A 22,443-nucleotide genomic window follows, 5' to 3' on the forward strand; every position below is an offset into this window, starting at 1 on the left:
AAGTCCGCGAGCCATGGCCGTACGAGCCGCCGTCCTGCCCGCCATCGGCGCACCCCTGGAGATCACCGGCATCGAGCTCCCGGACCCGGGCCCCGGGCAGGTCCGCGTCCGCCTCGCCGCCGCCGGCGTCTGCCACTCCGATCTGTCCCTGTCCGACGGCACCATGCGCGTACCGGTCCCGGCGGTCCTCGGCCACGAGGGCGCCGGCACGGTGGTGGCCGTGGGGGAGGGCGTCACCGGCCTGGCCCCCGGCGCACCGGTGGTCCTCAACTGGGCGCCGTCCTGCGGCAGTTGCCACGCCTGCACGCTGGGCGAGGTCTGGCTGTGCGCCAACGCCCTGAACGGCGCCGCCGACGTGTACGCCCGTACCGCCGACGGCACCGAGCTCCACCCCGGCCTGAACGTCGCCGCGTTCGCCGAGGAGACGGTCGTCCCCGCGTCCTGCGTACTGCCCCTCCCGGACGGTGTCCCGCTCACCGACGCGGCCCTCCTCGGCTGCGCCGTCCTCACCGGCTTCGGCGCCGTCCACCACTCGGCACGGGTGCAGCCGGGCGAGACGGTCGCGGTGTTCGGCGTGGGCGGCGTCGGCCTCGCCACCCTCCAGGCGGCCCGGATCGCCGGAGCCGCGCGGATCGTCGCCGTGGACGTCTCCCCCGGGAAGGAGGACCTGGCCCGCGGCGCGGGCGCCACCGACTACGTCCTCGCCTCCGAGAACACCGCCCGCGAGATCCGCGCCCTCACCGGCAAGCAGGGCGTCGACGTCGCCGTGGAGTGCGTGGGCCGCGCGGTCAGCATCCGCGCGGCCTGGGAGTCCACCCGCCGGGGCGGCCGTACGACGGTCGTCGGCATCGGCGGCAAGGACGAGCAGGTCACCTTCAACGCCCTCGAGATCTTCCACTGGGGCCGTACCCTGTCCGGCTGCGTCTACGGCAACTGCGATCCGGCCCGTGATCTGCCCGTGCTCGCCGAGCACGTACGGGCGGGCCGCCTGGACCTCGGCGCGCTGGTCACCGAGCGGATCGGTCTCGACGGCATCCCGGCCGCCTTCGACAACATGCTGGCGGGCAAGGGCGGCCGGGCACTGGTGGTGTTCTGACCGGTCAGGACACCCGCTCGGGTCGCTGCTCCGGCTCGGCGGCAGCGGCCCGGGGCGCCCGCGCCCGGGACCGGGACACCGCCACACCCGCCAGACACAGCACGCCGCCCGCCAGCGTCAGCAGCCCCGGCACCTCGCCGAGCGCCAGCCAGGACATCAGCACGACCAGCGCGGGCACCGCGTACGTGGTCGCGCCCATACGGCTCGCGGTCGTCCGGGCGAGGGCGTACGCCCAGGTCGTGAAGGCCAGCGCGGTCGGGAAGACGCCCAGGTAGACCATGTTGAGCGTGGCCGACAGCGGGGCGCCGGCCGCGTCGTGCACCAGCTGCCCGGCGAACGGCAGGCAGACCACGGCCCCGACGAGACACCCCCACGTCGTCACCTGAAGCGCGCTCGCCCCGGCCAGGGCGGGCTTCTGGGCGACCACCCCGGAGGCGTACGCGACCGCCGCGAGCAGGCACAGTGCCACCCCGAGCAGCGAGGAACCGCCCCCGCCGGACATCGACAGCCCCACGGTCACCGCACCGGCGAACGACACCGCCATGCCCGCCAGCAGCCGCGGCGGCATGGGATCGCCGAGCAGTCGCGCGCCGAGCAGGGCGATCAGCAGCGGGCCGACGTTCACGACCAGGGCGGCCGTACCGGCGTCGACCTGCTGCTCGCCCCAGTTGAGGACCACCATGTAGCAGCCGAACCAGAGCAGCCCGGATATCGCGATCCCGCGCCAGGCCGACCTCGGTGGCAGCCCCTCCCGCCGGACGAGGCAGATCAGCCCCAGCGCCAGCGCTCCGGACAGCAGCCGCCCGAGCGCCAGCGCGCCCGGTGAGTACGCGGCACCCGCGCTGCGGATCGACACGAAGGCGGAGGCCCACAGCACGACGGTCGTGACGGCCGCGCCGGCGGCGAGCACCTCGGGGCGGCGGGCGTTCGTGGACGGGGTGGCGTTCATCATGCTCCTGAGGCTAGGAGGAGGGGCGGGGTGCGGGCTCGCGGATTTCGGACGGGCAGCCGGGCTCAGCGCAGCGCGCCCTCCGTCATCCCCAGCAGTTCGGACAGCGCCCGCTCGCCCGACGGAGTCACCTTCACCGCGCGCTCCGTGCCGATGCGCACGCACCAGCCCGTGTCCAGGGCGTGCCGGCACAGGGCCGCGCCCGCGACGCCCGCGAGGTGGGGGCGGCGCTCGGTCCAGTCGAGGCAGGCGCGGGCCAGCGGCCGGCGGCCCCCGCGCTCCAGGCCGATGCCGACCGAGCCGAACCACTCCAGCCCGGCGTCGGTCAGGGCGAACCCGGTCTCCTGTTGCAGCAGCCCGCGCGCGGTGAGCGCGTCGGTGACCGCGATGCCCAGCCGGCCGGCGAGATGGTCGTAGCAGGTGCGGCCCCGGGCCATGGCCGACCCGGCGCTCGACTCCCGCAGGGTGTGCGGGCGCCGGGCGGCGGCGGGCGTGACCTGGGCGGCCAGGTCCTCCACCAGTTGCGCGACCCGCGGGCCGGCCAGCCGGACGTACCGGTGCCGGCCCTGCCGTTCCTCGGTGAGCAGCCCGCCGGCGACCAGCTTGCCCAGGTGCTCGCTGAGCGTCGACGCGGCGACCCCGGCGTGCCGGGCCAGCTCACCGGCCGTCCAGGCCCGACCGTCCAGCAGCGCCAGCAGACACGCGGCCCGCGTCTCGTCGGCGATCAGCCCGGCGAGCGCCGCGAGGCCCGGTGCCTGGGGGTCCTTGGTGGTCATGCCTCCCAGCATGCGGCACGGACACTTCGGTGGCCGCCGAAGTGTCGCTCGCCCTGCTCGGCTACTCGGCCCGGCCGACCTGCTCGTACTGCCGCACCAGCCCGTCCAGCAGTGCCGTCAGGCCCGTCTCGAAGGCCCGCTCGTCGATCTTCTCCGGCTGGTCGGCGAGCAGATGGGCCTGGCCGAGGCGGGGATAGTCCGCGGGGTCGTACGCGCTCTCGTCGTCCACGAAGCCGCCGGCGAAGGAGCCCAGCGCGGAGCCCATGATGAAGTACCGCATCAGCGCGCCGATGGAGGTGGCCTGCGCCGGGGGCCAGCCCGCGTCCACCATCGCGCCGTAGACGGCGTCGGCCAGGCGCAGCGCGGCCGGACGGCGGCCGGGGCCGCGGGCCAGGACCGGGACGATGTTCGGATGGTCGCGCAGGGCGGCCCGGTAGGAGACGGCCCAGTCGTGCAGCGCGGTCCGCCAGTCCCGGCCGTCCTCGAACATCGACAGATCGACCTGGGCGCTCACCGAGTCGGCCACCGCCTCCAGGATCTCGTCCTTGGTGCGGAAGTGGTTGTAGAGCGAGGGTCCGCTCACGCCCAGTTCGGCGGCGAGCCGGCGGGTGGAGACGGCCGACAGGCCTTCCGCGTCCACGAGTTCCCGCGCCGTCACGACGATCCGGTCGGGGCTGAGGAGGGGCTTGCGCGGTCGGGCCATGGCGCACATAGTAGGGCTGCGCACTGAAACTAGCAGTGCTAATTTAAATGTGCGGCTTTCAAAAGTGTGGCTTTCAAGTGAGGTGATCTCGTGGTGTACCTGGGGCTCAGTGAGGAGCAGACCGCGGTCCGGGAACTCGCCCAGGACTTCGTGGCACGTGAGGTCACCCCGCACGTGGTCGCCTGGGACCGGGCCGAGGAGGTCGACCGCGGCATCGTGAAGCAGCTCGGCCGGCTCGGCTTCCTCGGTCTGACCATCGACGAGGAGTACGGCGGCTCCGGCGGCGACCACCTGGCGTACTGCCTGGTCACCGAGGAGCTGGGCCGCGGCGACTCGTCCGTGCGCGGGATCGTCTCCGTCTCGCTCGGCCTGGTCGCCAAGTCGATCGCCGCCTGGGGCGACGAGGAGCAGAGGCGGCGCTGGCTGCCAGGGCTCACCTCCGGCGAGTACGTCGGCTGCTTCGGTCTGACCGAGCCGGGGACCGGGTCCGACGCGGGCAACCTCGCCACCCGGGCGGTCCGTGACGGCGGCGACTACGTCATCAACGGCACCAAGATGTTCATCACCAACGGCACCTGGGCCGATGTCGTCCTGCTCTTCGCCCGCTCCACGGACGCCCCCGGCCACAAGGGCGTCTCCGCCTTCCTCGTGCCCACCGACACCCCGGGCCTGACCCGCCGCGCCATCCACGGCAAGCTCGGCCTGCGCGGGCAGGCGACCGCCGAACTGGTCCTCCAGGACGTGCGGGTGCCCGCCTCCGCGATGCTGGGCGAGGAGGGCAAGGGCTTCTCCGTCGCCATGTCCGCCCTCGCCAAGGGCCGGATGTCGGTCGCGGCGGGCTGCGTCGGCATCGCCCAGGCGGCGCTGGACGCGGCGGTCCGCTACGCCGGGGAGCGCGAGCAGTTCGGCCGGAGCATCGCCCACCACCAGCTCGTCCAGGAGCTGATCAGCGACATCGCCGTCGACGTGGACGCGGCCCGGCTGCTGACCTGGCGGGTCGCCGACCTCGTCGACCGTGGCCTGCCCTTCGCCGTGGAGTCCTCCAAGGCCAAGCTCTTCGCCTCCGAGGCGGCCGTCCGCGCCGCGAACAACGCCCTCCAGGTCTTCGGCGGTTACGGCTACATCGACGAGTACCCGGCGGGCAAACTGCTGCGCGACGCCCGGGTGATGACCCTCTACGAGGGCACCAGCCAGATACAGAAGCTGCTCATCGGGCGGGCGCTGACGGGCGTTTCGGCGTTCTGAGTACCGACCTGAGTACTTCGGCGGATGTGGCGTGGGCCACGTCCGGCCGATGCTTCTCCCCATGAGTGACACATCGGGCAAGCAGCAGAACACGGCCGCCTTCTACGGCCAGGCCGTCGCGTCCTTCTCCATCGCCATGGCGGCGACCGCGATCGGCATCTTCAAGCTGAGCGCCGACGCCTGGGTGCGGGCCTTCCTCGGTATCGCCGTCCTGTACCTGGTCACCTCCGCCTTCACCCTGGCCAAGGTGATCCGGGACCGGCAGGAGTCGGCCGAGCGGACGTTCAGCCCGTTCGAGAAGCTCTGAGGAAGCCCCGAGAAGCTCTGAGAAGCCCTGAGCGGGCACACTAAGCGCTCGCTCAGCTTCGGCGGTATGGTGGAGCTCCTGTACCGAGAGGGGCGAGCGAGCGATGAGTACGGCTCAGGAGACGACCGGCGGCGAGATCGAGCCGTGGGAAGAGGTCACCCCTGACGCGGCGCGGCGCCTGCTCGTCGCCGCCGTGGAGGCCTTCGCCGAGCGCGGCTACCACGCGACGACGACCCGCGACATCGCCGGCCGCGCCGGCATGAGCCCGGCCGCGCTCTACATCCACTACAAGACGAAGGAAGAGCTCCTCCACCGCATCAGCCGGATCGGCCACGACAAGGCACTGGAGATCCTGCGCACGGCGGCCCGGGGCGAAGGCAGCGCCACGCAGCGGCTCGCCGAGGCGGTGAGCTCCTTCGTGCGCTGGCACGCCGGGCGGCGGACCACCGCCCGGGTCGTGCAGTACGAACTGGACGCGCTCGGGCCGGACGCCCGCGCCGAGATCCTCGGGCTGCGCCGCCAGGTGGACGCGGAGGTGCGCGGGATCATCGACGAGGGCGTGGCCTCCGGCGAGTTCCAGGTGCTCGACGTGCACGGCACCACCCTCGCGGTGCTGTCCCTGTGCATCGACGTCGCCCGCTGGTTCAACGTGGACGGTCCCCGCACGCCCGAGGAGGTCGGCGCGCTCTACGCCGACCTCGTGCTGCGGATGGTCGGGGCCGGGTAGGGCCGCTCGGCCCGCTCAGAGGTAGTAGCGGGACACCGACTCCGCGACACAGACCGGCTTGTCGCCGCCCTCGCGCTCCACGGTGAAGGCCACGCTGACCTGGACGCCGCCCGTGACGTCCTCGACGCCGGTGATCTGCCCGGTGGCGCGCAGCCGGGAGCCGACGGGCACGGGGGCGGGGAAGCGGACCTTGTTCGTGCCGTAGTTGACGCCCATCCTCACGCCCTCGACCTGGATCAGCTGGGGGCCGAAGAGCGGCAGCAGCGACAGGGTCAGGTACCCGTGGGCGATGGTCGTCCCGAACGGGCCCGCGGCGGCCTTCTCCGGGTCGATGTGGATCCACTGGTGGTCGCCGGTGGCGTCCGCGAAGAGGTCGATCCGCTTCTGGTCGACCTCCAGCCAGTCGGTGTGGCCCAGCTGCTCGCCCACGGCCGCCTTCAGCTCGTCGGGGGAGGTGAAGATCCTCGGTTCCGCCATGTCCAGGGCCTCTCGCGTCACGGTGTCGATGGCATGCCTAAGCGACTGCTTAGCATGGTCGGTACGGGAAGCGATGTCAACGACGGGCCCGCGGCGGGGGTCGGTAGGGTCGGGGGAGTGCCCCAGATCCCCGAGAAGATCCACGAGCTGACCGTCGGCCAGTTGTCCGCGCGCAGTGGTGCCTCCGTCTCCGCCCTGCACTTCTACGAGTCCAAGGGCCTCATCAGCAGCCGGCGCACGCCCGGCAACCAGCGCCGCTACACCCGCGACGCGCTGCGCCGCGTCGCCTTCGTGCGCGCCGCCCAGCGCGTCGGCATCCCGCTGGCCACGATCCGCGAGGCCCTCGCCGAACTCCCCGAGGAGCGCACCCCCACCCGCGAGGACTGGGCCCGCCTCTCCGAGGCCTGGCGCTCCGAACTCGACGAGCGCATCAAACAGCTGAGCCGCCTCCGCGACCACCTCACCGACTGCATCGGCTGCGGCTGCCTCTCCTTCAGCGCGTGCGTCCTGTCCAACCCGGACGACGCCTTCGGTGAACGCCGGGCGGGCTCCCGGCTGCTGCTGGAGTCTCCCCAGGGCTGAAGGAGGGCATGGGCCGGGGACGGCCCGCGTGGCCGCGGGCCGCCGGCCGGCTCACTCGTACTCCGTCCCGCCCTTCCGCGTCAGATAGGCCGGGCTGACCGCCTTGGCGATCGTCCGTCCCCCGGTCACGGGGCTGTACCGCTCCGCCGCGGGCCGGATCACGACTCCCTCCCGCAGGTGCAGCTCCCGCCCGGACACGGTCTCCCGCCCGCCGGCGAGCTCCAGCACCCGCTCGATGTCGTACGCCCCCTCGAACAGCCTTGGCACCAGAGGCAGTTCCCCCTCCAGCAGCTCCACCGCGTCGAGCCAGCGCACCGCCCCGCCGACCTCGGCCGACACGTCGAACGCCGCGTACCCGAGCGTCTCCCGCCGTCCGTCGGCCCCGTACGTCAGGTCCTGCACGCCCGCGCCGTACACCTCCCCGAAGATCCCGACCCGCCGCGCCCCCAGCCGCCGGGCGAGCCGCGCGGCGACCTCCGCGACGCCGTGGCCGCGCACCGCCCGCCAGTACAGGTTGCGCGGGTCCTCCTTGAGGGCCAGGGACCGGGTGCCGAAGCCCTTGGAGGACACGTACACGCGGTCCTCGTCGGCCACGTACGTCAGCAGGCAGGCGGAGCCGTGCAGCTTCTCGGTGAGCACCACCGGCTCGCCCGGAGTGAAGATGTCCGGGTAGCGCTGGATGTTCTCGATGTCGACCCAGGGCAGCAGCTCGGGCGCGGACTCCACATCGCCGTCCATGGTGGGCGGGACCGGCGGCACCCACTTGGTGATGCCCAGCAGCTCCGCGAAGTCGGTGCCCTCGGCCGCGGCCCGCGCCAGGTCGACGCCGGTCAGCGCCTTGGGCCGGCACACGATGCCCTGCGACACCTCCCCGCGCAGCCGCACCGCCTTGACCCGGTCGTGGTTGCCGCCCGCGAGCCGCCCGGTCAGTCCCAGCTCCTCGATCAGCCGCGCCGGGAGCACGGACTGCTCGGGGATGTAGACGGCGGCCTCACCGGTGCGGTACGCGCCCTTGGCGACGACGGCCCGGTACAGGCCCACCTGGGCCAGTTCGAGCGCGTCGGCGTTGGGGTGGTCGTGGACGGTCAGCACTTCCGCGGTGACGCGCAGCGTCGACATCGGGGCTCCTGGGTGCTCAGGCGGGTTTCATCGACCCCAACTGTCCACACAGGAAAGGGATGGAGCGACCGTATTCGGGCCTGCTAGGGTCCCCGCCGTCGACAACGGCCCCGGGGCAGAAAGGGGGGTGCGGCATCCCCTGCACACCCCCGCTCGGTCAGGCCGATATGAGCAGCCGCCCGCGCCTGGCGTACGCCAGGGACTCGGAGGTGAGCACGGGGCGGGGGACGAGGATGCCGCAGTCCGCGCAGACCGGGCCCGACGAGGGTTCGTGGTCCAGGTCGTACTTCCAGACGAGGCGTTCCCCGTCGCACACCGGGCAGGCCGAGCCCGGTTCGCGCTCCAGGGCGGCGATCAGCCGCCGCAGCACCTCGGCGAGGGGTTCATCGGGGTGGACGCGGGGGTCGTCGCACCAGGCGACCCCGAAGCCGCCCCAGGTCAGCCGGTGCCAGTCGTCCACGCTGCCGGGCCGGCGCAGCCCGTCGTGCTTCTCCTTCTTGCGGCGCTCGGCGAAGTCCACCTCATAGGCGAGCCAGACCGCGCGGGCCTCCTCCAGCTCATCCAACGCGGCCACGAGCCGCGCCGGATCGGGGGAGCGGTCCTCGGGACCGAACCCGGCCCGGGAGCACAGATGGTCCCAGGTCGCCCTGTGCCCGTAAGGGGCGAACCGCTCAAGGCACTTGCGCAGTGAGTACCGCCGCAGCGCCAGATCGCACCGCGGATCGCGCACCTGTCTCGCCAGACTCCGGAAACCGGCCATCGCCCTGCACCTCCGTCACACCTGTACCTGTACTTCGGTCACTTCGGCGTCGTCGTACGGAGTCCTCGTACCGACGTCGACGAGTAGACGTATCGACACACGATCCGGCTCCATACGTTTTCCGATGCCCTCCCATAAGGCGCCCCGGGTTGACCGCTTTGCGAAACCCGAAGGCCACTCCAAAAAGTGACGCATGTTCATCTTCAATCTCGGGGATACCGGCGGTAACGTCTGCGCACCCCCACTCCCCAGGAGCTGCCATGGCACGGCGCGTCCCACGCACCACACTCGACAGACTGAGAACTCCTCGCAGGTTCCCCGGGTTCCTGAAGTCGGCATCGATATGCGTCCTCATCGCCGGTCTTCTGTCTCCGCTGACCCAGGTGACCGCCAGCGCGGCCACGGCCTCCAACGACTACTGCGGCGGCCAGTGCTCCGACATCCTGCCGCCCGGCGAGAACGGCAACGCCACCCTCGCCCAGATCCTGCTCAACCAGGCGTTCGGCACTCAGCCCAGCCACGCCGAAGACCAGCTCGGCCCCTACGCCAACCTCGCCAACGGCTACTCGACCCTCACCGACTCCACCATCAATACGTTCTTCAACGACGCTTCGTTCGGCGTGCCCTCCGACCAGGTCGCCTCCACGGAGAAACCGGCCGGCCGCGGCGACGTGACGATCGTCCGCGACAAGAAGACCGGTGTGCCGCACATCACCGGTACCACCAGATACGGGACCGAGTTCGGTGCCGGCTATGCCGCCGCTGAGGACCGGCTGTGGCTCATGGACGTCTTCCGGCACGTCGGCCGCGGCCAGCTGACCACCTTCGCGGGCGGCGCCGCGTCCAACCAGGGCCTCGAGCAGGAGTTCTACCGCAACGCGCCGTACACCGAGGCCGACCTCCAGGCCCAGATCGACAACGCCGTCGCGAAGAACGGCGCCCGCGGCCAGCAGGCCCTCGACGACGCCAACGCCTACCTGGCCGGCATCAACTCCTACATCGACGCCTCCGACAGCGGCCGTTACTTCCCCGGCGAGTACGTCCTGACCGGCCACAAGGACGCCATCACGAACGCCGGCACCATCGACCACTTCAAGATCACCGACCTGGTGGCGCTGGCCTCCGTCATCGGCTCGCTCTTCGGGTCCGGCGGTGGCGGCGAGGTCAACAACGCCCTGTCCCTGATCGCCGCCCAGTCCAAATACGGTGTGGCGGAGGGCACCAAGGTCTGGGAGTCCTTCCGCGAGCGCAACGACCCCGAGGCCGTCCTCACCGTCCACAACGGCGAGAGCTTCCCGTACGCGTCCAAACCGGACGCCGCCCAGGGCGAGGCCCTGCCCGACGCGGGCTCGGTGACCCAGGAGCCGCTGGTCTACGACCGGACCGGCAGCGCGGCCACCGCCAGTGCCACCAGCACCTCCGCCACGGCGGCGAAGACGACCCTGAGCTCCGCCAAGCGCGGCATGTCCAACGCCCTGGTGGTCAGCGGCAAGTACACCAAGAGCGGCCACCCGATCGCCGTGTTCGGACCGCAGACCGGCTACTTCGCCCCGCAGCTGCTGATGCTCCAGGAGATCCAGGGACCGGGCATCAGCGCCCGCGGCGCCTCCTTCGCGGGCTTGAGCATGTACGTCGAACTCGGCCGCGGCCAGGACTACTCCTGGAGCGCGACGACCTCCGGCCAGGACATCATCGACTCCTACGCCGTCGAGCTGTGCCAGGACGACTACCACTACCTGTACCACGGCACCTGCACGGCCATGGACAAGGTGGAGCAGGCGAACGCCTGGAAGCCGACGACCGCCGACGGCACCGCGGCGGGCTCCTACACGATGCGGGTGTGGCGCACGAAGTACGGACCGGTGGAGTACCGGGCCACGGTCGGCGGCAAGAAGGTCGCCTACACCACCCTGCGCTCCTCCTACCTGCACGAGGCCGACTCGATCATCGGCTTCCAGATGCTGAACGACCCGGACTTCGTCAAGGGTCCGGCGGACTTCCAGACCGCCGCCCAGCACATCAACTACACCTTCAACTGGTTCTACGCCGACTCCCAGCACACCGCGTACTACAACAGCGGCGACAACCCGGTGCGCGCGAGCGGCGTCGACGCCGAGTTCCCGGTGTGGGGGCAGGCGGCGTACGAGTGGAAGAACTGGGACCCGGCCACCAACACGGCCGACTACACCCCGGCCTCCGCCCACCCCAACTCCATCGACCAGGACTACTACGTCTCCTGGAACAACAAGCAGGCCAAGAACTACACCACCGCCTCCTGGGGCGACGGGTCCGTGCACCGCGGCAACCTGCTCGACGACCGGGTGAAGAAGCTGGTCGCGGCAGGCGGGGTGACCCGTACCGCGCTGGTGAAGGCCATGGCGGACGCGGCCCTCGCCGATCTGCGGGCCGAGGACGTGCTGCCGAAGCTGCTGAAGGTCGTGGGCAGCTCCACGGTCACGGACTCCACGGCCGCGGCGGCGGTGAGCAAGCTCCAGGCCTGGGTGACGGACGGCGCCAGGCGCACGGAGACCTCGGCGGGCTCCAAGACGTACGCCGACGCCGACGCCATCCGGATCCTGGACGCCTGGTGGCCGCTGCTGGTGAAGGGCGAGTTCGAGCCCGGCCTGGGCAGTGATCTCTACACCGCCTTCACCGACAACCTGCCCGTCGACGAGGCGCCGTCCGCCGGGCACGGTCCCACCGGTTCGCACGCCGGAAGCTCCTTCCAGTACGGCTGGTGGAGTTATGTCGACAAGGACATCCGGGCGGTGCTCGGTGAGTCCGTGCAGGGCGGCCTCTCGCAGAAGTACTGCGGCGGCGGCAGCCTCAGTTCCTGCCGGGACATCCTCATCAGCACGCTCAAGACGGCGGCCGGAATGACCGCGGCCCAGGTCTACCCCGGCGACGACCAGTGCTCGGCGGGCGACCAGTGGTGCGCCGACTCGATCGCCCAGCGCGCCCTCGGCGGCATCAAGCACGGCAGGATCAGCTGGCAGAACCGCCCGACCTTCCAGCAGGTCGTGGAGTACACCTCGCACCGGTGACACCGGCGTGCCGGCGGCGGGGTCAGGTGACGCGCCCCGCCGCCAGCACCACCCGGGCCAGCTCCGGGTGCACGATGTCGCTGTGCGCGCCCGCCGGCGGGCCGCCGTTCCGGACCACCGCCGCCGCGTCGACGTTCACGCACCCCGAGCCGGGCAGCGGACCGCCCAGCGCCTCGGCCAGCGTCAGCGCGCGCGTGCCCGGCACGGCCTGCACCCCGTCGTGGCCCATCGCGCCCCACTCGGGGCCCAGTACGTGCCCGATGTCGAAGCACGCCACCGACCGCGCGTCGTCCGCCATGCGGGAGGCCAGCGGGTAGAACGTGCCCAGGGCCGCGTCGAAGTGCGAGTAGCAGCACACCACCGGTCCGTCGACGCGCTTGTGCAGATCCCGCAACGCCCCGGCCGCGTGCGGGTCGTGCGGCAGTTCGGCCGCGAAGGCGTAGTGCGAGAAAGCCCCTTGGAGCAGCGTCACGGACTTCACGGCGCGCACCCCCTGCGGCAGTCCGCGCAGCGCGAAGGACACCAGCCGGCCGCCGAAGCTGTGCCCCACCAGGTGCACCCGCACCCCGGGCGCCGCACCGGCCAGCCGCCCGATGGCCGGCCCCAGTCCGTGCTCCCCGACGGTGCCGGCCCGCCGCTTCATCGCGTAGTACGTCGCCTGGCGCAGCAGCTCACGCGCCCCGTGCCACGGATTGGGCAGCGAGAACCCCTCGGCCGGGCCCGAGGACTCGAGTGCCGCCAGGGCCTGCCCGAACTCCTCGCACGCCGCCGCCGTGTCCCCGCGGAGCATGCCGGGCTCGCCGTCCGCCGCGGTGTCCGTCGCGCACAGCGCCTGCGGCCCGTCCGAGGCCACCTCGACCAGGAGCCGCACCAGCCGCCCGAACTCCTCCAGCGCCGCCTCCTCACGGGGCTGCCGGTCCAGCAGGGCGGCGATCCGGTCGACCACCGTGGTCCGGTCCGGGAAGGTCCGCAGCAGCGCCTGCCGGGTGTCCTTGTCGAGCGCGGGGAGCGGCGCGGCCTCGGCCGCCACGGCCGCAACGGACCTGGGGAAGTCCGGGATCGGCTCGTCCGAGAACCGCATCGAGGGCCACACCACGCCCACGTACCCGATCCGGGCCCTCGGCGCGAGCCCGGGAATCGGTGCGAAGAAGCGGCGGTAGAGCTCGGTCGCCTCCGAGCGGTCGTTGTTCCAGCCGTGCGAGAAGACGATCAGGTCGTGGACGCCGTGGCCCGTGACCTCGGCGAGCAGCCGGTCCCGTTCCCGGCCGTCCACGTCCCCGTCCGCGTCGAAGGTCAGCTCCCAGTAAGGAGTCACACTCATCGCAGGATCCGCCATGACAGGCCCCCTCGTCCCCCGAAGTGGTGCGATGTGGGCGCATCGTCCTACCGGAGGACGGGGTTGGCCATACGTCGCGGCTCACCGGTAGCGGAGGTACTCCTTCCGGGTCCGCCGGAACGCCGCCAGCTCCTCCTGCCAGGCGCCGACGACCTCGTCCGTGCCCGCGCCGGCGTCGATCATCGTGCGGACCAGCGTGGAGCCCGTGAGCTTGTCGATCCAGTTGTCGGAGCGCCAGCCGAAGCCGCTCCAGACCCGCTTCGCGGTCACCAGGAGCGCGATCCCGGTCCGCACGGGGTCGAACGCGGCCCGGTCGTGCACATGGATCTGCACCCCGCCGACGGTCTTGCCCTGGAACTTGGAGAACGTGGGCGCGAAGTACGCCTCCCGGAAGCGCACGCCCGGCAGCCCCAGTCCGTTCACCGCCGCCGCCCACCGCCCGTCGATGCCGTCCGCGCCCAGCAGCTCGAAGGGCCGGGTCGTGCCGCGGCCCTCCGACAGGTTCGTCCCCTCGAACAGGCAGGTCCCCGAGTACACCAGCGCCGTGTCCGGTGTCGGCATGTTCGGGCTCGGCGGCACCCAGGGCAGCCCGGTGGCGTCGAAGAACTCCGACCGCCGCCAGCCCGTCATGAGTACGGTCTCCAGCGCGACCCGGCCGCCCAGGAACTCGGCGTCGAACAGCCGGGCGAGTTCGGCCACCGTCATCCCGTGCGCCTGCGCGATCGGCTGCCGTCCGACGAAGGTGGCGAACTCCCGGTGCAGCACCGGCCCCACGGCTGACCGCCCGGTCACCGGGTTCGGCCGGTCCAGCACCACGAACCGCTTGCCCGCGAGCGCGGCGGCCTCCATGCAGTCGTACAGGGTCCAGATGTACGTGTAGAAGCGCGCCCCGGCGTCCTGGATGTCGAAGACGACGGTGTCCACGCCCGACGCGGTGAAGACGTCGGCCAGCGGCTGCCCGCTCTTGAGGTACGTGTCGTAGACCGGCAGCCCGGTCGCCGGGTCGTCGTAGCGGCCCTCGGAGCCGCCCGCCTGCGCGGTGCCCCGGAACCCGTGCTCGGGACCGAAGACCGCCGTCAGCCTGACGCGGGGGTCCGCGTGCATGACGTCGACGATGTGGCGGACGTCCCGGGTGACGCCGGTCGGGTTGGTGACGATGCCGGCCTTCTGGCCGGACAGGAGGGTGTAGCCGTCGGCTGAGAGGTGGTCGAATCCGGTGCGCACACGCTTGCCGGGTTCGGTCGCGACGGGTGCCGCGGGCACTGCTGCCATCGTGGCCGATGCGAGAAGGCTCCGTCTGGCCAGGCGCATGGGTGACCTCCGTGAGGGGGGAAGGTACATGCCGAGTGTGGCCGGGTCACCCTTCCGTTTACACATACCGACTGGTTAGTCTGACGCGGCAGAGCCGAGTCGCGTCGTGTCGAAGGAGACCGATGGTGGAAGCCGTGCAGGATGCGGGAGTGGTCGTCACCGGAGCGGGTGGCGGCATCGGGGCCGCGCTGGCCCGCAGGTTCGCCGCCGAGGGAGCCCGGGTCGTGGTCAACGACCTGGACGCCGGGCGGGCCGAGGCCGTCGCCGAGGAGATCGGCGCCGTCGCGGTCCCGGGCGACGCCTCCGCGGTCGTCGGCGACGCCCGGGACGCGCTCGGCGGCACGGTCGACGTCTACTGCGCCAACGCGGGTGTCGCGTTCGAGGACGCGGGTGCCGGCGAGCCGCTCGACGAGCGGTCCTGGGCGCTGTCCTGGGACGTCAACGTGATGGCCCACGTCCGCGCGGCCCACGCGCTGCTGCCCGAGTGGCTGGAGCGCGGTCGCGGCCGGTTCGTCTCCACCGTCTCGGCCGCAGGGCTCCTCACCATGATCGGCGCCCCCTCCTACAGCGTCACCAAGCACGGCGCGCTGGCCTTCGCCGAATGGCTGTCGCTCACCTACCGCCACCGGGGCCTGAAGGTGCACGCGATCTGCCCGCAGGGCGTCCGCACCGACATGCTGGCCGCGACCGGCAGCGCGGGCGACATCGTGCTGAAGCCCACCGCGATCGAGCCGGAGGACGTCGCGGACGCCCTGTTCAAGGGCATCCAGGAGGACCGCTTCCTGATCCTGCCGCACCCCGAGGTCGCCGAGTACTACCGGGCCCGGGCCGCCGACCCCGACCGCTGGCTCGGCGGCATGAACCGCCTCCAGCGCCAGTGGGAGGAGACCCGGTGACCGGCTCCCGTTACGCCGCCAAGCCCTGGCTGGGCCTCCTCGACGACGCCCAGCGCGCCCCGATCGACCCCGCCGCCTCCCTCGTGCACGCCCTGCGCCGCGTGGTCGCCGAGACCCCGGACCGCACGTTCCTCGCCTACTTCGACGCCCGCCTGACCTACCGCGAGGCCGACGAGCTCAGCGACCGTGTCGCCGGGCACCTCGCCGCCCGCGGCCTGGGGTGCGGCGACCGGGTCGCCGTCCTGCTCCAGAACTCCCCGCACTTCGTGCTCGCCCTGCTCGGCGCCTGGAAGGCGGGCGCGACCGTCGTCCCCGTCAACCCCATGTACAAGTCAGGCGAGGTCTCCCACGTCCTGCGGGACGCGGAGGTGACCGCACTGGTCTGCGCCGACCGGGCCTGGGAGTCGTACCTGCGGGACACGGCCGCCGGCTCGCCCGTGCGGATCGTGCTCACCGCCTGCGAGCTGGACTTCCAGACCCGCGACGACGCGCGCGTGCTCTCCTTCGAGCGGCTGCCCCAGGCCCCGGACGCCGACGACCTCGCGACCATCGCCCGGCAGGGCGACAAGGCACCCGAGAACCGTGACCCGGCCCCGGACGACATCGCCCTGATCAGCTACACCTCGGGCACCAGCGGCACCCCCAAGGGCGCCACCAACACGCACGGCAACATCATGTACAACGCCGAGCGCCAGCGGACCGGCCTCGGCCTGCCCGACGCGCCGGTCTACTTCGCGCTGGCGCCCCTGTTCCACATCACCGGGATGGTCTGCCAGCTCGGCGCCTGCCTGAACAGCGCGGGCACCCTGGTGCTGGCCTACCGCTTCGAACCCGGGGTCGTCCTGGACGCGTTCGCCGAGCACCGGCCGCACTACACCGTCGGCCCCTCGACCGCCTTCATGGCACTGACCGCCCACCCGGACGTCACCCCGGACCACTTCTCCTCCTTCCGCAACATCTCCTCGGGCGGCGCGCCCCTGCCGCCCGCCCTGGTGGAGAAGTTCCGGGCGGGCTTCGGCCCGTACATCCGCAACGGCTACGGGCTGACGGAGTGCACCGCGCCCTGCGCGAGCGTGCCGCCCGGCCGGGAGGCACCCGTCGACCCGGTCTCCGGGACGCTGGCCGTCGGGGTGCCCGGCCCCGACACGGTGGTCCGGATCGTCGACGACCAGGGCGCGGAGGTGCCCTTCGGCGAGCAGGGCGAGATCCTCGTGCGCGGGCCGCAGGTCGTGCCCGGCTACTGGCGGCGGCCCGACGCCACCGCCGAGACCTTCCCCGGCGGCGAACTGCGCACCGGCGACATCGGCTTCATGGACGAGCAGGGCTGGCTGTACGTCGTCGACCGCAAGAAGGACATGATCAACGCGTCCGGCTTCAAGGTGTGGCCGCGCGAGGTCGAGGACGTCCTCTACACCCACCCGTCAGTGCGCGAGGCGGCCGTGGTCGGGATCCCGGACGGCTATCGTGGCGAAACCGTCAAGGCGTACATCAGCCTGCGTCCCGGCGCCGAGACGGACCCCGGCGCACTGGCCGCCTACTGCAAGGAGAGACTGGCGGCCTACAAATATCCGCGTCAGGTGGAGATCCTGCCCGACCTGCCCAAGACGGCGAGTGGGAAGATCCTGCGTCGGGAACTGCGCTCCCGCGCGCACGACAGTCAGTAGAACTACAGAAAGGCAGGTGGCGGCAGTGCCCAGGACGACGGACGGAGACGGAACCCCCGTCCCGCAGCGGTTGCTCGCCGCCGCCACTCGGCTCTTCGCCGAGCAGGGCTATGACCGCACCTCGGTGCAGGAGATCGTGGAGGCGGCCGGCGTCACCAAGGGGGCGCTGTACCACTACTTCGGCTCCAAGGACGACCTCTTGCAGGAGGTGTACGCGCGCGTGCTGCGGGTGCAGCAGGAGCGCCTGGACGCGTTCGCGAACGCCGACGAGCCCATCGAGAAGCGGCTGCGGGGGGCGGCGGCCGACGTGGTGGTCACCACCATCGAGAACCTCGACGACGCGATGATCTTCTTCCGCTCCATGCACCACCTGAGCCCGGAGAAGAACAAGCAGGTGCGCGCCGAGCGCCGGCGCTACCACGAACGCTTCCGTGCGCTGATCGAGGAAGGCCAGCGGGAGGGCGTCTTCTCCACGGCGACCCCCGCCGACCTCGTGGTGGACTACCACTTCGGTTCCGTCCACCACCTGTCCACGTGGTACCGGCCCGACGGCCCGCTCAGCCCCCAGGAGGTCGCCGACCACCTCGCCGACCTGCTGCTGCGGGCGCTGCGCCCCTGACAGCAGCAACGCACTTGTAAGGGGCGGTCGCCACGGCGACCGCCCCTTACACATGCCTCCCGTGCCTTACAGGTACTTCTTCAGCTCCCGCCGCGCCAGCGACCGCTGGTGCACCTCGTCGGGGCCGTCCGCGATCATCAGGGTGCGGGCGGCCGCGTACAGCTCGGCCAGCGGGAAGTCCTGGCTCACACCGCCCGCGCCGTGCAGCTGGATCGCCCGGTCGATGATGTCGACGACCGCACGGGGTGTGGCGATCTTGATGGCCTGGATCTCCGTGTGGGCGCCCCTGTTGCCGACGGTGTCCATCAGCCAGGCGGTCTTGAGCACCAGCAGCCGCAGCTGCTCGACCGTCACCCGGGCGTCGGCGATCCAGTTGTGGACCACGCCCTGCTGAGCGAGCGCCTTGCCGAAGGCCGTGCGGGAGACGGCCCGCCTGCACATCAGCTCGATCGCCCGCTCGGCCATGCCGATCAGCCGCATGCAGTGGTGGATGCGGCCGGGACCGAGCCGGGCCTGCGCGATGGCGAAGCCGCCGCCCTCCTCGCCGATCAGGTGGGACACCGGCACGCGCGCGTGGTCGAAGACCACCTCGGCGTGGCCGCCGTGGGAGTGGTCCTCGTAACCGAAGACCCGCATCGCGCGCTTGACGGTGACGCCCGGGGTGTCGCGGGGGACCAGCACCATGGACTGCTGGCGGCGGATGTCGGCCCCGTCCGGATCGGTCTTGCCCATCACGATGAAGATCTTGCAGTCCGGGTTCATCGCCCCGGAGATGTACCACTTGCGCCCCGTGATGACGTACTCGTCTGCACCGTCGGAGGCTCGCTCGATGAGCGTGGTGATGTTGGTCGCGTCCGAGGAGGCCACCTCCGGCTCGGTCATCGCGAACGCCGAGCGGATCTCACCGGCGAGCAGCGGCTCCAGCCACTGCTTCTTCTGCTGCTCGTCGCCGAACTGCGTCAGCACCTCCATGTTGCCCGTGTCGGGGGCGGCGCAGTTCAGCGCGGTGGGCGCGAGGTGCGGGGAGCGGCCGGTGATCTCGGCGAGCGGCGCGTACTGGAGGTTCGTCAGCCCCGCTCCGTACTCGGCGTCGGGCAGGAAGAGGTTCCACAGGCCCTGCCTGCGGGCCTCCGCCTTGAGCTCCTCCACCACGGCCGGGGTGTCCCACGGCGAGGCCAGCGCGGCCCGCTGCTCCTCGGCGACCGGCTCGGCCGGGTAGACGTACTCGTCCATGAAGGCGAGGAGCTTGGCGCGCAGTTCCTCCGTGCGCGCGTCGAACGCGAAGTCCATACCGGTCAGCCTTCCTGAAGAGTGGTCAGTCCGTGGTGGATGAAGACGGGGACGAGCTCGCCGATGCGGTCGAAGCCGCGCCCGACCGTCTGGCCCAGCGTGTACCGGTAGTGGATGCCCTCCAGGATCACGGCGAGCTTGAACCAGGCGAACGCCGTGTACCAGGAGACGGCCGAGACGTCCCGTCCCGAACGCGCGGCGTACCGCTCGATCAGCTCGGCCGGGGACGGGTGCCCGGGGGCCTCGGCGGTGGTGGAGACCGGCGACTGGGGCGCGCCCAGCGGCTGGCTGTACATCACCAGCAGGCCCAGGTCGGTGAGCGGGTCGCCGAGGGTGGACATCTCCCAGTCGAGGATCGCCCTGATCGTGTCGTCCGGGCCGATCAGGACGTTGTCGAGGCGGTAGTCGCCGTGCACGACGGTGGGCGCGGGGGAGTGCGGCAGCTGCCGGCCGAGAGAGGCGTGCAGCTCGTCGATGCCGGCCAGCTCGCGGTTGCGGGAGGCGTCCAGCTGCTTGCCCCAGCGGCGCAGCTGCCGGTCCAGGAAGCCCTCGGGCCGGCCGAAGTCCGCCAGGCCCACCTCGGCGGGGTCCACCGCGTGCAGCTCCACCAGGGTGTCGACGAGGGACAGCACCGCGTTCCGGGTGCGCTCCTCGCCCAGCGGGGCGAGCTGGTCCGCGGTGCGGTAGGGGATGCCCTCGACGAACTCCATCACGTAGAACGGGGCCCCGAGCACATTCTCGTCCTCGCACAGCAGCACCGGCCGCGGCACCGGTACGTCCGTCGGGTGCAGCGCGCTGATCACGCGGTGCTCGCGCTTCATGTCGTGCGCGGTGGCCAGCACATGGCCCAGCGGGGGTCGGCGTACGACCCACTTGGAGGTACCGTCGGAGACCGCGTAGGTGAGGTTCGACCGTCCGCCCTCGATCAGCCGGCCGCTCAGCGGGCCGGTCACCAGGCCGGGCCGCTCCCGGTCGAGCAGGCCGCGCAGCCGGTCGAGATCGAGTCCGGGCGGGTGGTCGGGGCTCATACGTCGCTCCTACGTACGGGTGAACAGGATACGACTCATGATGCCGACCGGTCGGTATGTCGTCCAGTAGGAGGGCCGAACGTGACCGGTGCCACGATAGCCAGTGGTCGATAGCCAGTGGTCGTCCCGGCGGCTGGTGAAGTGCGGTCATGGCGCCCACCTTCACGGGTAAGGGATGACGTGGACGTTGACGTCGACGACACCACGGGCCGCCACGCGAACGACCCATATCGGGTCATCCCGCTTGCGTGGCGTCCGCGAACCCCGGAGGGTCGGTGACATGAAGGGCATCCACTACAGCCGCTACGGCGGAGCCGAGGTCCTCGAGTACGGCGAACTGCGCGACCCCAAGGTCGGTCCCGACTCGGTGCTGGTGAAAGTGCGCGCGGCGGCCGTCAACCCCGTCGACTGGAAGTGCCGCGAGGGCTATCTGGACGCCGTCCTGGACGCGGTCTTCCCCGTCGTCCCCGGCTGGGACGTCTCCGGTGTCGTCGTGCAACCGGGAGCGGCCGTCACCGAGTTCGCCGTCGGCGACGAGGTCGTCGGCTACGTCCGCGAGGACTTCCTCTCCCGGGGCACCTTCGCCGAGTACGTGGCCGCCCCCGTGCGCACCCTGGCCCGCAAGCCGCGCAACCTCACCTACGAGGAGGCGGCCGGGCTGCCGCTGGCGGGACTCACCGCCTATCAGGTGCTCGTCAAGACGCTGGAGGTCAAGCGCGGCGAGACCGTCCTGGTGCACGCGGCCGCCGGCGGGGTCGGCTCGATCGCCGTCCAGCTCGCCGCCCACTTCGGGGCCCGGGTCATCGGCACGGCGAGCGAGCGCAACCACGACTTCGTGCGCGGCCTGGGCGGCGAACCGGTGTCGTACGGCGAGGGCCTGGGCGAACGGGTGCGGGGCCTCGCCCCGGAGGGTGTGGACGCGGTCTTCGACACCGTCGGCGGCGACGCGCTCAAGGCCTCCGCCAACCTGCTCGCCCCCGAGGGCCGGCTGGCCTCGATCGCCGACCCGGACGTCGTCGGCTACGGCGGCCGCTACTGCTTCGTACGCCCCGACGCGGAGGACCTGGGCCGTCTGTCCGAACTCGCCGAACAGGGCGCGGTGTCGGTGCATGTGTCCGAGGTCTTCCCGCTGGAGCGGGCGGCGGACGCGTACCGGCTGAACCAGGAGGGCCGGACCCGGGGCAAGATCGTGGTGACCGTGGACTGGCCGGAGGAGCCGGAACCGGATTCCGGGCAGTAGCGGGCTTCGGGCACACCGGCCCTAGACGACGAGCGCGGCGGCGCACACCGCCATCGCCACCGTGCACAGCACCGCCGCCAGGGCGTGGCGGGGGGCGAGCGCGGGCGTCCGCTCGGCCGGGCTCGCGAGCGCGCGGATGCGGTGGTGCGCGACCAGCAGGAAGCCCACCCAGAGGGCGCCGCACAGGGCGCAGGCCACGATCCCGGTGGCCGACGCCCCGCCGCGCAGCGCGGCCCGCAGCGCCAGCACGGAGGCGACCGCGTACGACAGCGTCGTGCGCCGCCAGGCGAGCCGGGTCCGCTCCGGTTGCAGCCCGGGGTCCCGCTCGGTGGTCACCCGGCCCACCCGGCCAGCACGACCACGACCATGGCGATGGCCACCACCGCGACGACCAGGCTCAGCACGGCGGGGAAGCGGGAGGCGGGCAGGTCCTCGCCCCGGCGCATGGCCCGCTCGCAGCGCACCCAGTGGTTCACCGCCCGGAGCGAGCACAGCACACCCGCCGCGAGCAGGGCCAGCGCCAGCCCGACGCGCCAGCCCCAGCGCAGGTCGGGCAGGAACTGGTCCACCGCGAACCCGCCGCCGATCAACGCCAGCGCGGTCCGCAGCCAGGCCAGGAAGGTGCGCTCGTTCGCCAGCGAGAACCGGTAGTCGGGCGTACTGCCTTCCTCCCGCACCTGCTCCGGGGCGAACCACAGCCGGACGTTGCGTACGAATTCGATCACGTGGCCGACCCTACCGGGGCCTCACCGGGCCGCTCGGAACGCCCTCAGCCGCTCGTACGCCGCCAGCCCGTCCGGCACCCACTCCCACGCGCCGAGCCGCCGCTCGACCTCCTCCTCGGGCAGGAAGTCGTACCAGGCCACCTCCTCCACCTGCGGCCGCACCGGCGTCTCGCAGCGGACCTCGTACACCGCCGACCACCAGCTCCGCCCGGCCCCGTCGTCGTACAGGAACTTGAACAGGAACGTCGGCCGGGGCAGCCCGCTCACCCCCAGTTCCTCCTCCGCCTCCCGCAGCGCCGCGTCGTCGTAGGACTCGCCCGCCCCGACGACGCCCCCGACGAACATGTCGTGCAGGGAGGGGAACACCAGCTTGGTCGGCGTACGCCGGTGGACGAAGAGGCGGCCGGCGGAGTCCCGGGCCTGGATGAACACGCAGCGGTGGCGCAGTCCGCGCGCGTACGCCTCCCCGCGCGGATACTGCCCGGTGACCTGGTCGTTCTCGTCGACGATGTCGAGGATCTCGTCAGCAGCGCTCATGGCCCCCATGAA

23 protein-coding genes are annotated in these 22,443 nt (G+C 72.0%); 10 read left to right on the plus strand and 13 right to left on the minus strand.

Features of this window, described 5'->3' with window-relative positions; translation table 11 throughout:
- Nucleotides 1-13 precede the first annotated feature (13 nt).
- The gene (locus tag ABZ915_RS19480; RefSeq protein WP_361804158.1) at nucleotides 14-1,096 is read left to right on the plus strand and encodes a zinc-binding dehydrogenase; all 1,083 of its coding nucleotides are present in this window, start codon (nucleotides 14-16) and stop codon (nucleotides 1,094-1,096) included.
- Nucleotides 1,097-1,100: 4 nt separating this feature from the next.
- On the opposite strand, the gene ABZ915_RS19485 is transcribed toward ABZ915_RS19480, so the two are convergent.
- The 3 genes from ABZ915_RS19485 to ABZ915_RS19495 form a co-directional block, all read right to left on the minus strand.
- Entirely contained in the window at nucleotides 1,101-2,045 is a 945-nt protein-coding gene (locus tag ABZ915_RS19485; RefSeq protein WP_361805105.1) for a DMT family transporter, read from the minus strand.
- A 65-nt stretch (nucleotides 2,046-2,110) separates the two neighbouring features.
- Nucleotides 2,111-2,821 carry a winged helix-turn-helix domain-containing protein gene (locus ABZ915_RS19490; RefSeq protein WP_361804161.1) on the minus strand — a complete coding sequence of 237 codons (711 nt, stop codon included), beginning with the start codon at nucleotides 2,819-2,821 and terminating at the stop codon, nucleotides 2,111-2,113.
- Nucleotides 2,822-2,882: 61 nt separating this feature from the next.
- Nucleotides 2,883-3,524, minus strand: coding sequence for a TetR/AcrR family transcriptional regulator (locus ABZ915_RS19495; protein ID WP_361804164.1), 642 nt, complete (start codon nucleotides 3,522-3,524; stop codon nucleotides 2,883-2,885).
- 93 nt (nucleotides 3,525-3,617) lie between these two features.
- Between ABZ915_RS19495 and ABZ915_RS19500 the strand changes: the two genes are divergently transcribed.
- From ABZ915_RS19500 to ABZ915_RS19510, 3 genes are all read left to right on the plus strand, one after another.
- Nucleotides 3,618-4,769, plus strand: a complete 1,152-nt coding sequence (locus ABZ915_RS19500; RefSeq protein WP_361805108.1) for an acyl-CoA dehydrogenase family protein — start codon at nucleotides 3,618-3,620, stop codon at nucleotides 4,767-4,769.
- A 61-nt stretch (nucleotides 4,770-4,830) separates the two neighbouring features.
- The gene (locus ABZ915_RS19505) at nucleotides 4,831-5,076 is read left to right on the plus strand and encodes a YiaA/YiaB family inner membrane protein (protein WP_361804167.1); all 246 of its coding nucleotides are present in this window, start codon (nucleotides 4,831-4,833) and stop codon (nucleotides 5,074-5,076) included.
- Between the two features lie 103 nt (nucleotides 5,077-5,179).
- Nucleotides 5,180-5,803 carry a TetR/AcrR family transcriptional regulator gene (locus ABZ915_RS19510; RefSeq protein ID WP_361804170.1) on the plus strand — a complete coding sequence of 208 codons (624 nt, stop codon included), beginning with the start codon at nucleotides 5,180-5,182 and terminating at the stop codon, nucleotides 5,801-5,803.
- A gap of 15 nt (nucleotides 5,804-5,818) precedes the next feature.
- Here the strand turns inward: ABZ915_RS19510 and ABZ915_RS19515 are convergent, their stop codons facing one another.
- Nucleotides 5,819-6,280: a MaoC family dehydratase gene (locus tag ABZ915_RS19515; RefSeq protein ID WP_361805111.1), complete on the minus strand. Its 462-nt coding sequence runs from the start codon at nucleotides 6,278-6,280 to the stop codon at nucleotides 5,819-5,821.
- A gap of 117 nt (nucleotides 6,281-6,397) precedes the next feature.
- On the opposite strand from ABZ915_RS19515, the gene soxR reads away from it, so the two are divergent.
- Nucleotides 6,398-6,862: a redox-sensitive transcriptional activator SoxR gene (soxR, locus tag ABZ915_RS19520; protein WP_361804173.1), complete on the plus strand. Its 465-nt coding sequence runs from the start codon at nucleotides 6,398-6,400 to the stop codon at nucleotides 6,860-6,862.
- A gap of 51 nt (nucleotides 6,863-6,913) precedes the next feature.
- On the opposite strand, the gene ABZ915_RS19525 is transcribed toward soxR, so the two are convergent.
- Both ABZ915_RS19525 and ABZ915_RS19530 read right to left on the minus strand, forming a co-directional pair.
- A complete protein-coding gene (locus ABZ915_RS19525) occupies nucleotides 6,914-7,981 on the minus strand; it encodes an RNA ligase (ATP) (RefSeq protein ID WP_361804175.1) in 1,068 nt (355 codons plus the stop codon).
- A 157-nt stretch (nucleotides 7,982-8,138) separates the two neighbouring features.
- A complete protein-coding gene (locus ABZ915_RS19530) occupies nucleotides 8,139-8,741 on the minus strand; it encodes a hypothetical protein (protein ID WP_361804178.1) in 603 nt (200 codons plus the stop codon).
- Nucleotides 8,742-9,001: 260 nt separating this feature from the next.
- Between ABZ915_RS19530 and ABZ915_RS19535 the strand changes: the two genes are divergently transcribed.
- Entirely contained in the window at nucleotides 9,002-11,785 is a 2,784-nt protein-coding gene (locus ABZ915_RS19535; protein ID WP_361804181.1) for a penicillin acylase family protein, read from the plus strand.
- 22 nt (nucleotides 11,786-11,807) lie between these two features.
- On the opposite strand, the gene ABZ915_RS19540 is transcribed toward ABZ915_RS19535, so the two are convergent.
- Both ABZ915_RS19540 and ABZ915_RS19545 read right to left on the minus strand, forming a co-directional pair.
- A complete protein-coding gene (locus ABZ915_RS19540) occupies nucleotides 11,808-13,121 on the minus strand; it encodes a serine-threonine protein kinase (RefSeq protein ID WP_361804184.1) in 1,314 nt (437 codons plus the stop codon).
- A gap of 81 nt (nucleotides 13,122-13,202) precedes the next feature.
- Nucleotides 13,203-14,432, minus strand: coding sequence for a DUF1343 domain-containing protein (locus ABZ915_RS19545; protein WP_361804187.1), 1,230 nt, complete (start codon nucleotides 14,430-14,432; stop codon nucleotides 13,203-13,205).
- Nucleotides 14,433-14,554: 122 nt separating this feature from the next.
- Here ABZ915_RS19545 and ABZ915_RS19550 point away from each other — a divergent pair, with 122 nt between their 5' ends.
- The 3 genes from ABZ915_RS19550 to ABZ915_RS19560 are packed head-to-tail and all read left to right on the plus strand — an operon-like array spanning nucleotide 14,555 to nucleotide 17,611.
- A complete protein-coding gene (locus ABZ915_RS19550) occupies nucleotides 14,555-15,328 on the plus strand; it encodes an SDR family oxidoreductase (protein ID WP_361804190.1) in 774 nt (257 codons plus the stop codon).
- A complete protein-coding gene (locus ABZ915_RS19555; protein ID WP_361804193.1) occupies nucleotides 15,325-16,992 on the plus strand; it encodes an AMP-binding protein in 1,668 nt (555 codons plus the stop codon). Before ABZ915_RS19550 ends, ABZ915_RS19555 begins: the two co-directional genes overlap by 4 nt.
- A 25-nt stretch (nucleotides 16,993-17,017) precedes the next feature.
- Entirely contained in the window at nucleotides 17,018-17,611 is a 594-nt protein-coding gene (locus ABZ915_RS19560) for a TetR/AcrR family transcriptional regulator (RefSeq protein WP_361804196.1), read from the plus strand.
- 66 nt (nucleotides 17,612-17,677) lie between these two features.
- Here the strand turns inward: ABZ915_RS19560 and ABZ915_RS19565 are convergent, their stop codons facing one another.
- Nucleotides 17,678-18,901 carry an acyl-CoA dehydrogenase family protein gene (locus ABZ915_RS19565; protein ID WP_361804199.1) on the minus strand — a complete coding sequence of 408 codons (1,224 nt, stop codon included), beginning with the start codon at nucleotides 18,899-18,901 and terminating at the stop codon, nucleotides 17,678-17,680.
- A 5-nt stretch (nucleotides 18,902-18,906) separates the two neighbouring features.
- A complete protein-coding gene (locus tag ABZ915_RS19570; protein WP_361804202.1) occupies nucleotides 18,907-19,929 on the minus strand; it encodes a phosphotransferase family protein in 1,023 nt (340 codons plus the stop codon).
- A 280-nt stretch (nucleotides 19,930-20,209) separates the two neighbouring features.
- Here ABZ915_RS19570 and ABZ915_RS19575 point away from each other — a divergent pair, with 280 nt between their 5' ends.
- Nucleotides 20,210-21,169, plus strand: coding sequence for an NADP-dependent oxidoreductase (locus tag ABZ915_RS19575; protein ID WP_361804205.1), 960 nt, complete (start codon nucleotides 20,210-20,212; stop codon nucleotides 21,167-21,169).
- A 21-nt stretch (nucleotides 21,170-21,190) separates the two neighbouring features.
- On the opposite strand, the gene ABZ915_RS19580 is transcribed toward ABZ915_RS19575, so the two are convergent.
- From ABZ915_RS19580 to ABZ915_RS19590, 3 genes are read right to left on the minus strand one after another with little or no spacing between them, the layout of a single operon-like run.
- Nucleotides 21,191-21,505: a DUF202 domain-containing protein gene (locus ABZ915_RS19580; RefSeq protein WP_361804208.1), complete on the minus strand. Its 315-nt coding sequence runs from the start codon at nucleotides 21,503-21,505 to the stop codon at nucleotides 21,191-21,193.
- Nucleotides 21,502-21,894 carry a DUF202 domain-containing protein gene (locus ABZ915_RS19585; RefSeq protein WP_361804211.1) on the minus strand — a complete coding sequence of 131 codons (393 nt, stop codon included), beginning with the start codon at nucleotides 21,892-21,894 and terminating at the stop codon, nucleotides 21,502-21,504. Before ABZ915_RS19585 ends, ABZ915_RS19580 begins: the two co-directional genes overlap by 4 nt.
- A 21-nt stretch (nucleotides 21,895-21,915) precedes the next feature.
- On the minus strand, nucleotides 21,916-22,431 hold the full coding sequence (locus ABZ915_RS19590; RefSeq protein ID WP_361804214.1) for an NUDIX domain-containing protein: 516 nt from the start codon (nucleotides 22,429-22,431) through the stop codon (nucleotides 21,916-21,918).
- Between the last annotated feature and the right edge of the window lie 12 nt (nucleotides 22,432-22,443).

Origin of the sequence: Streptomyces sp. NPDC046915 (genome assembly GCF_040644935.1) — a bacterium.
Classification (GTDB): domain Bacteria; phylum Actinomycetota; class Actinomycetes; order Streptomycetales; family Streptomycetaceae; genus Streptomyces.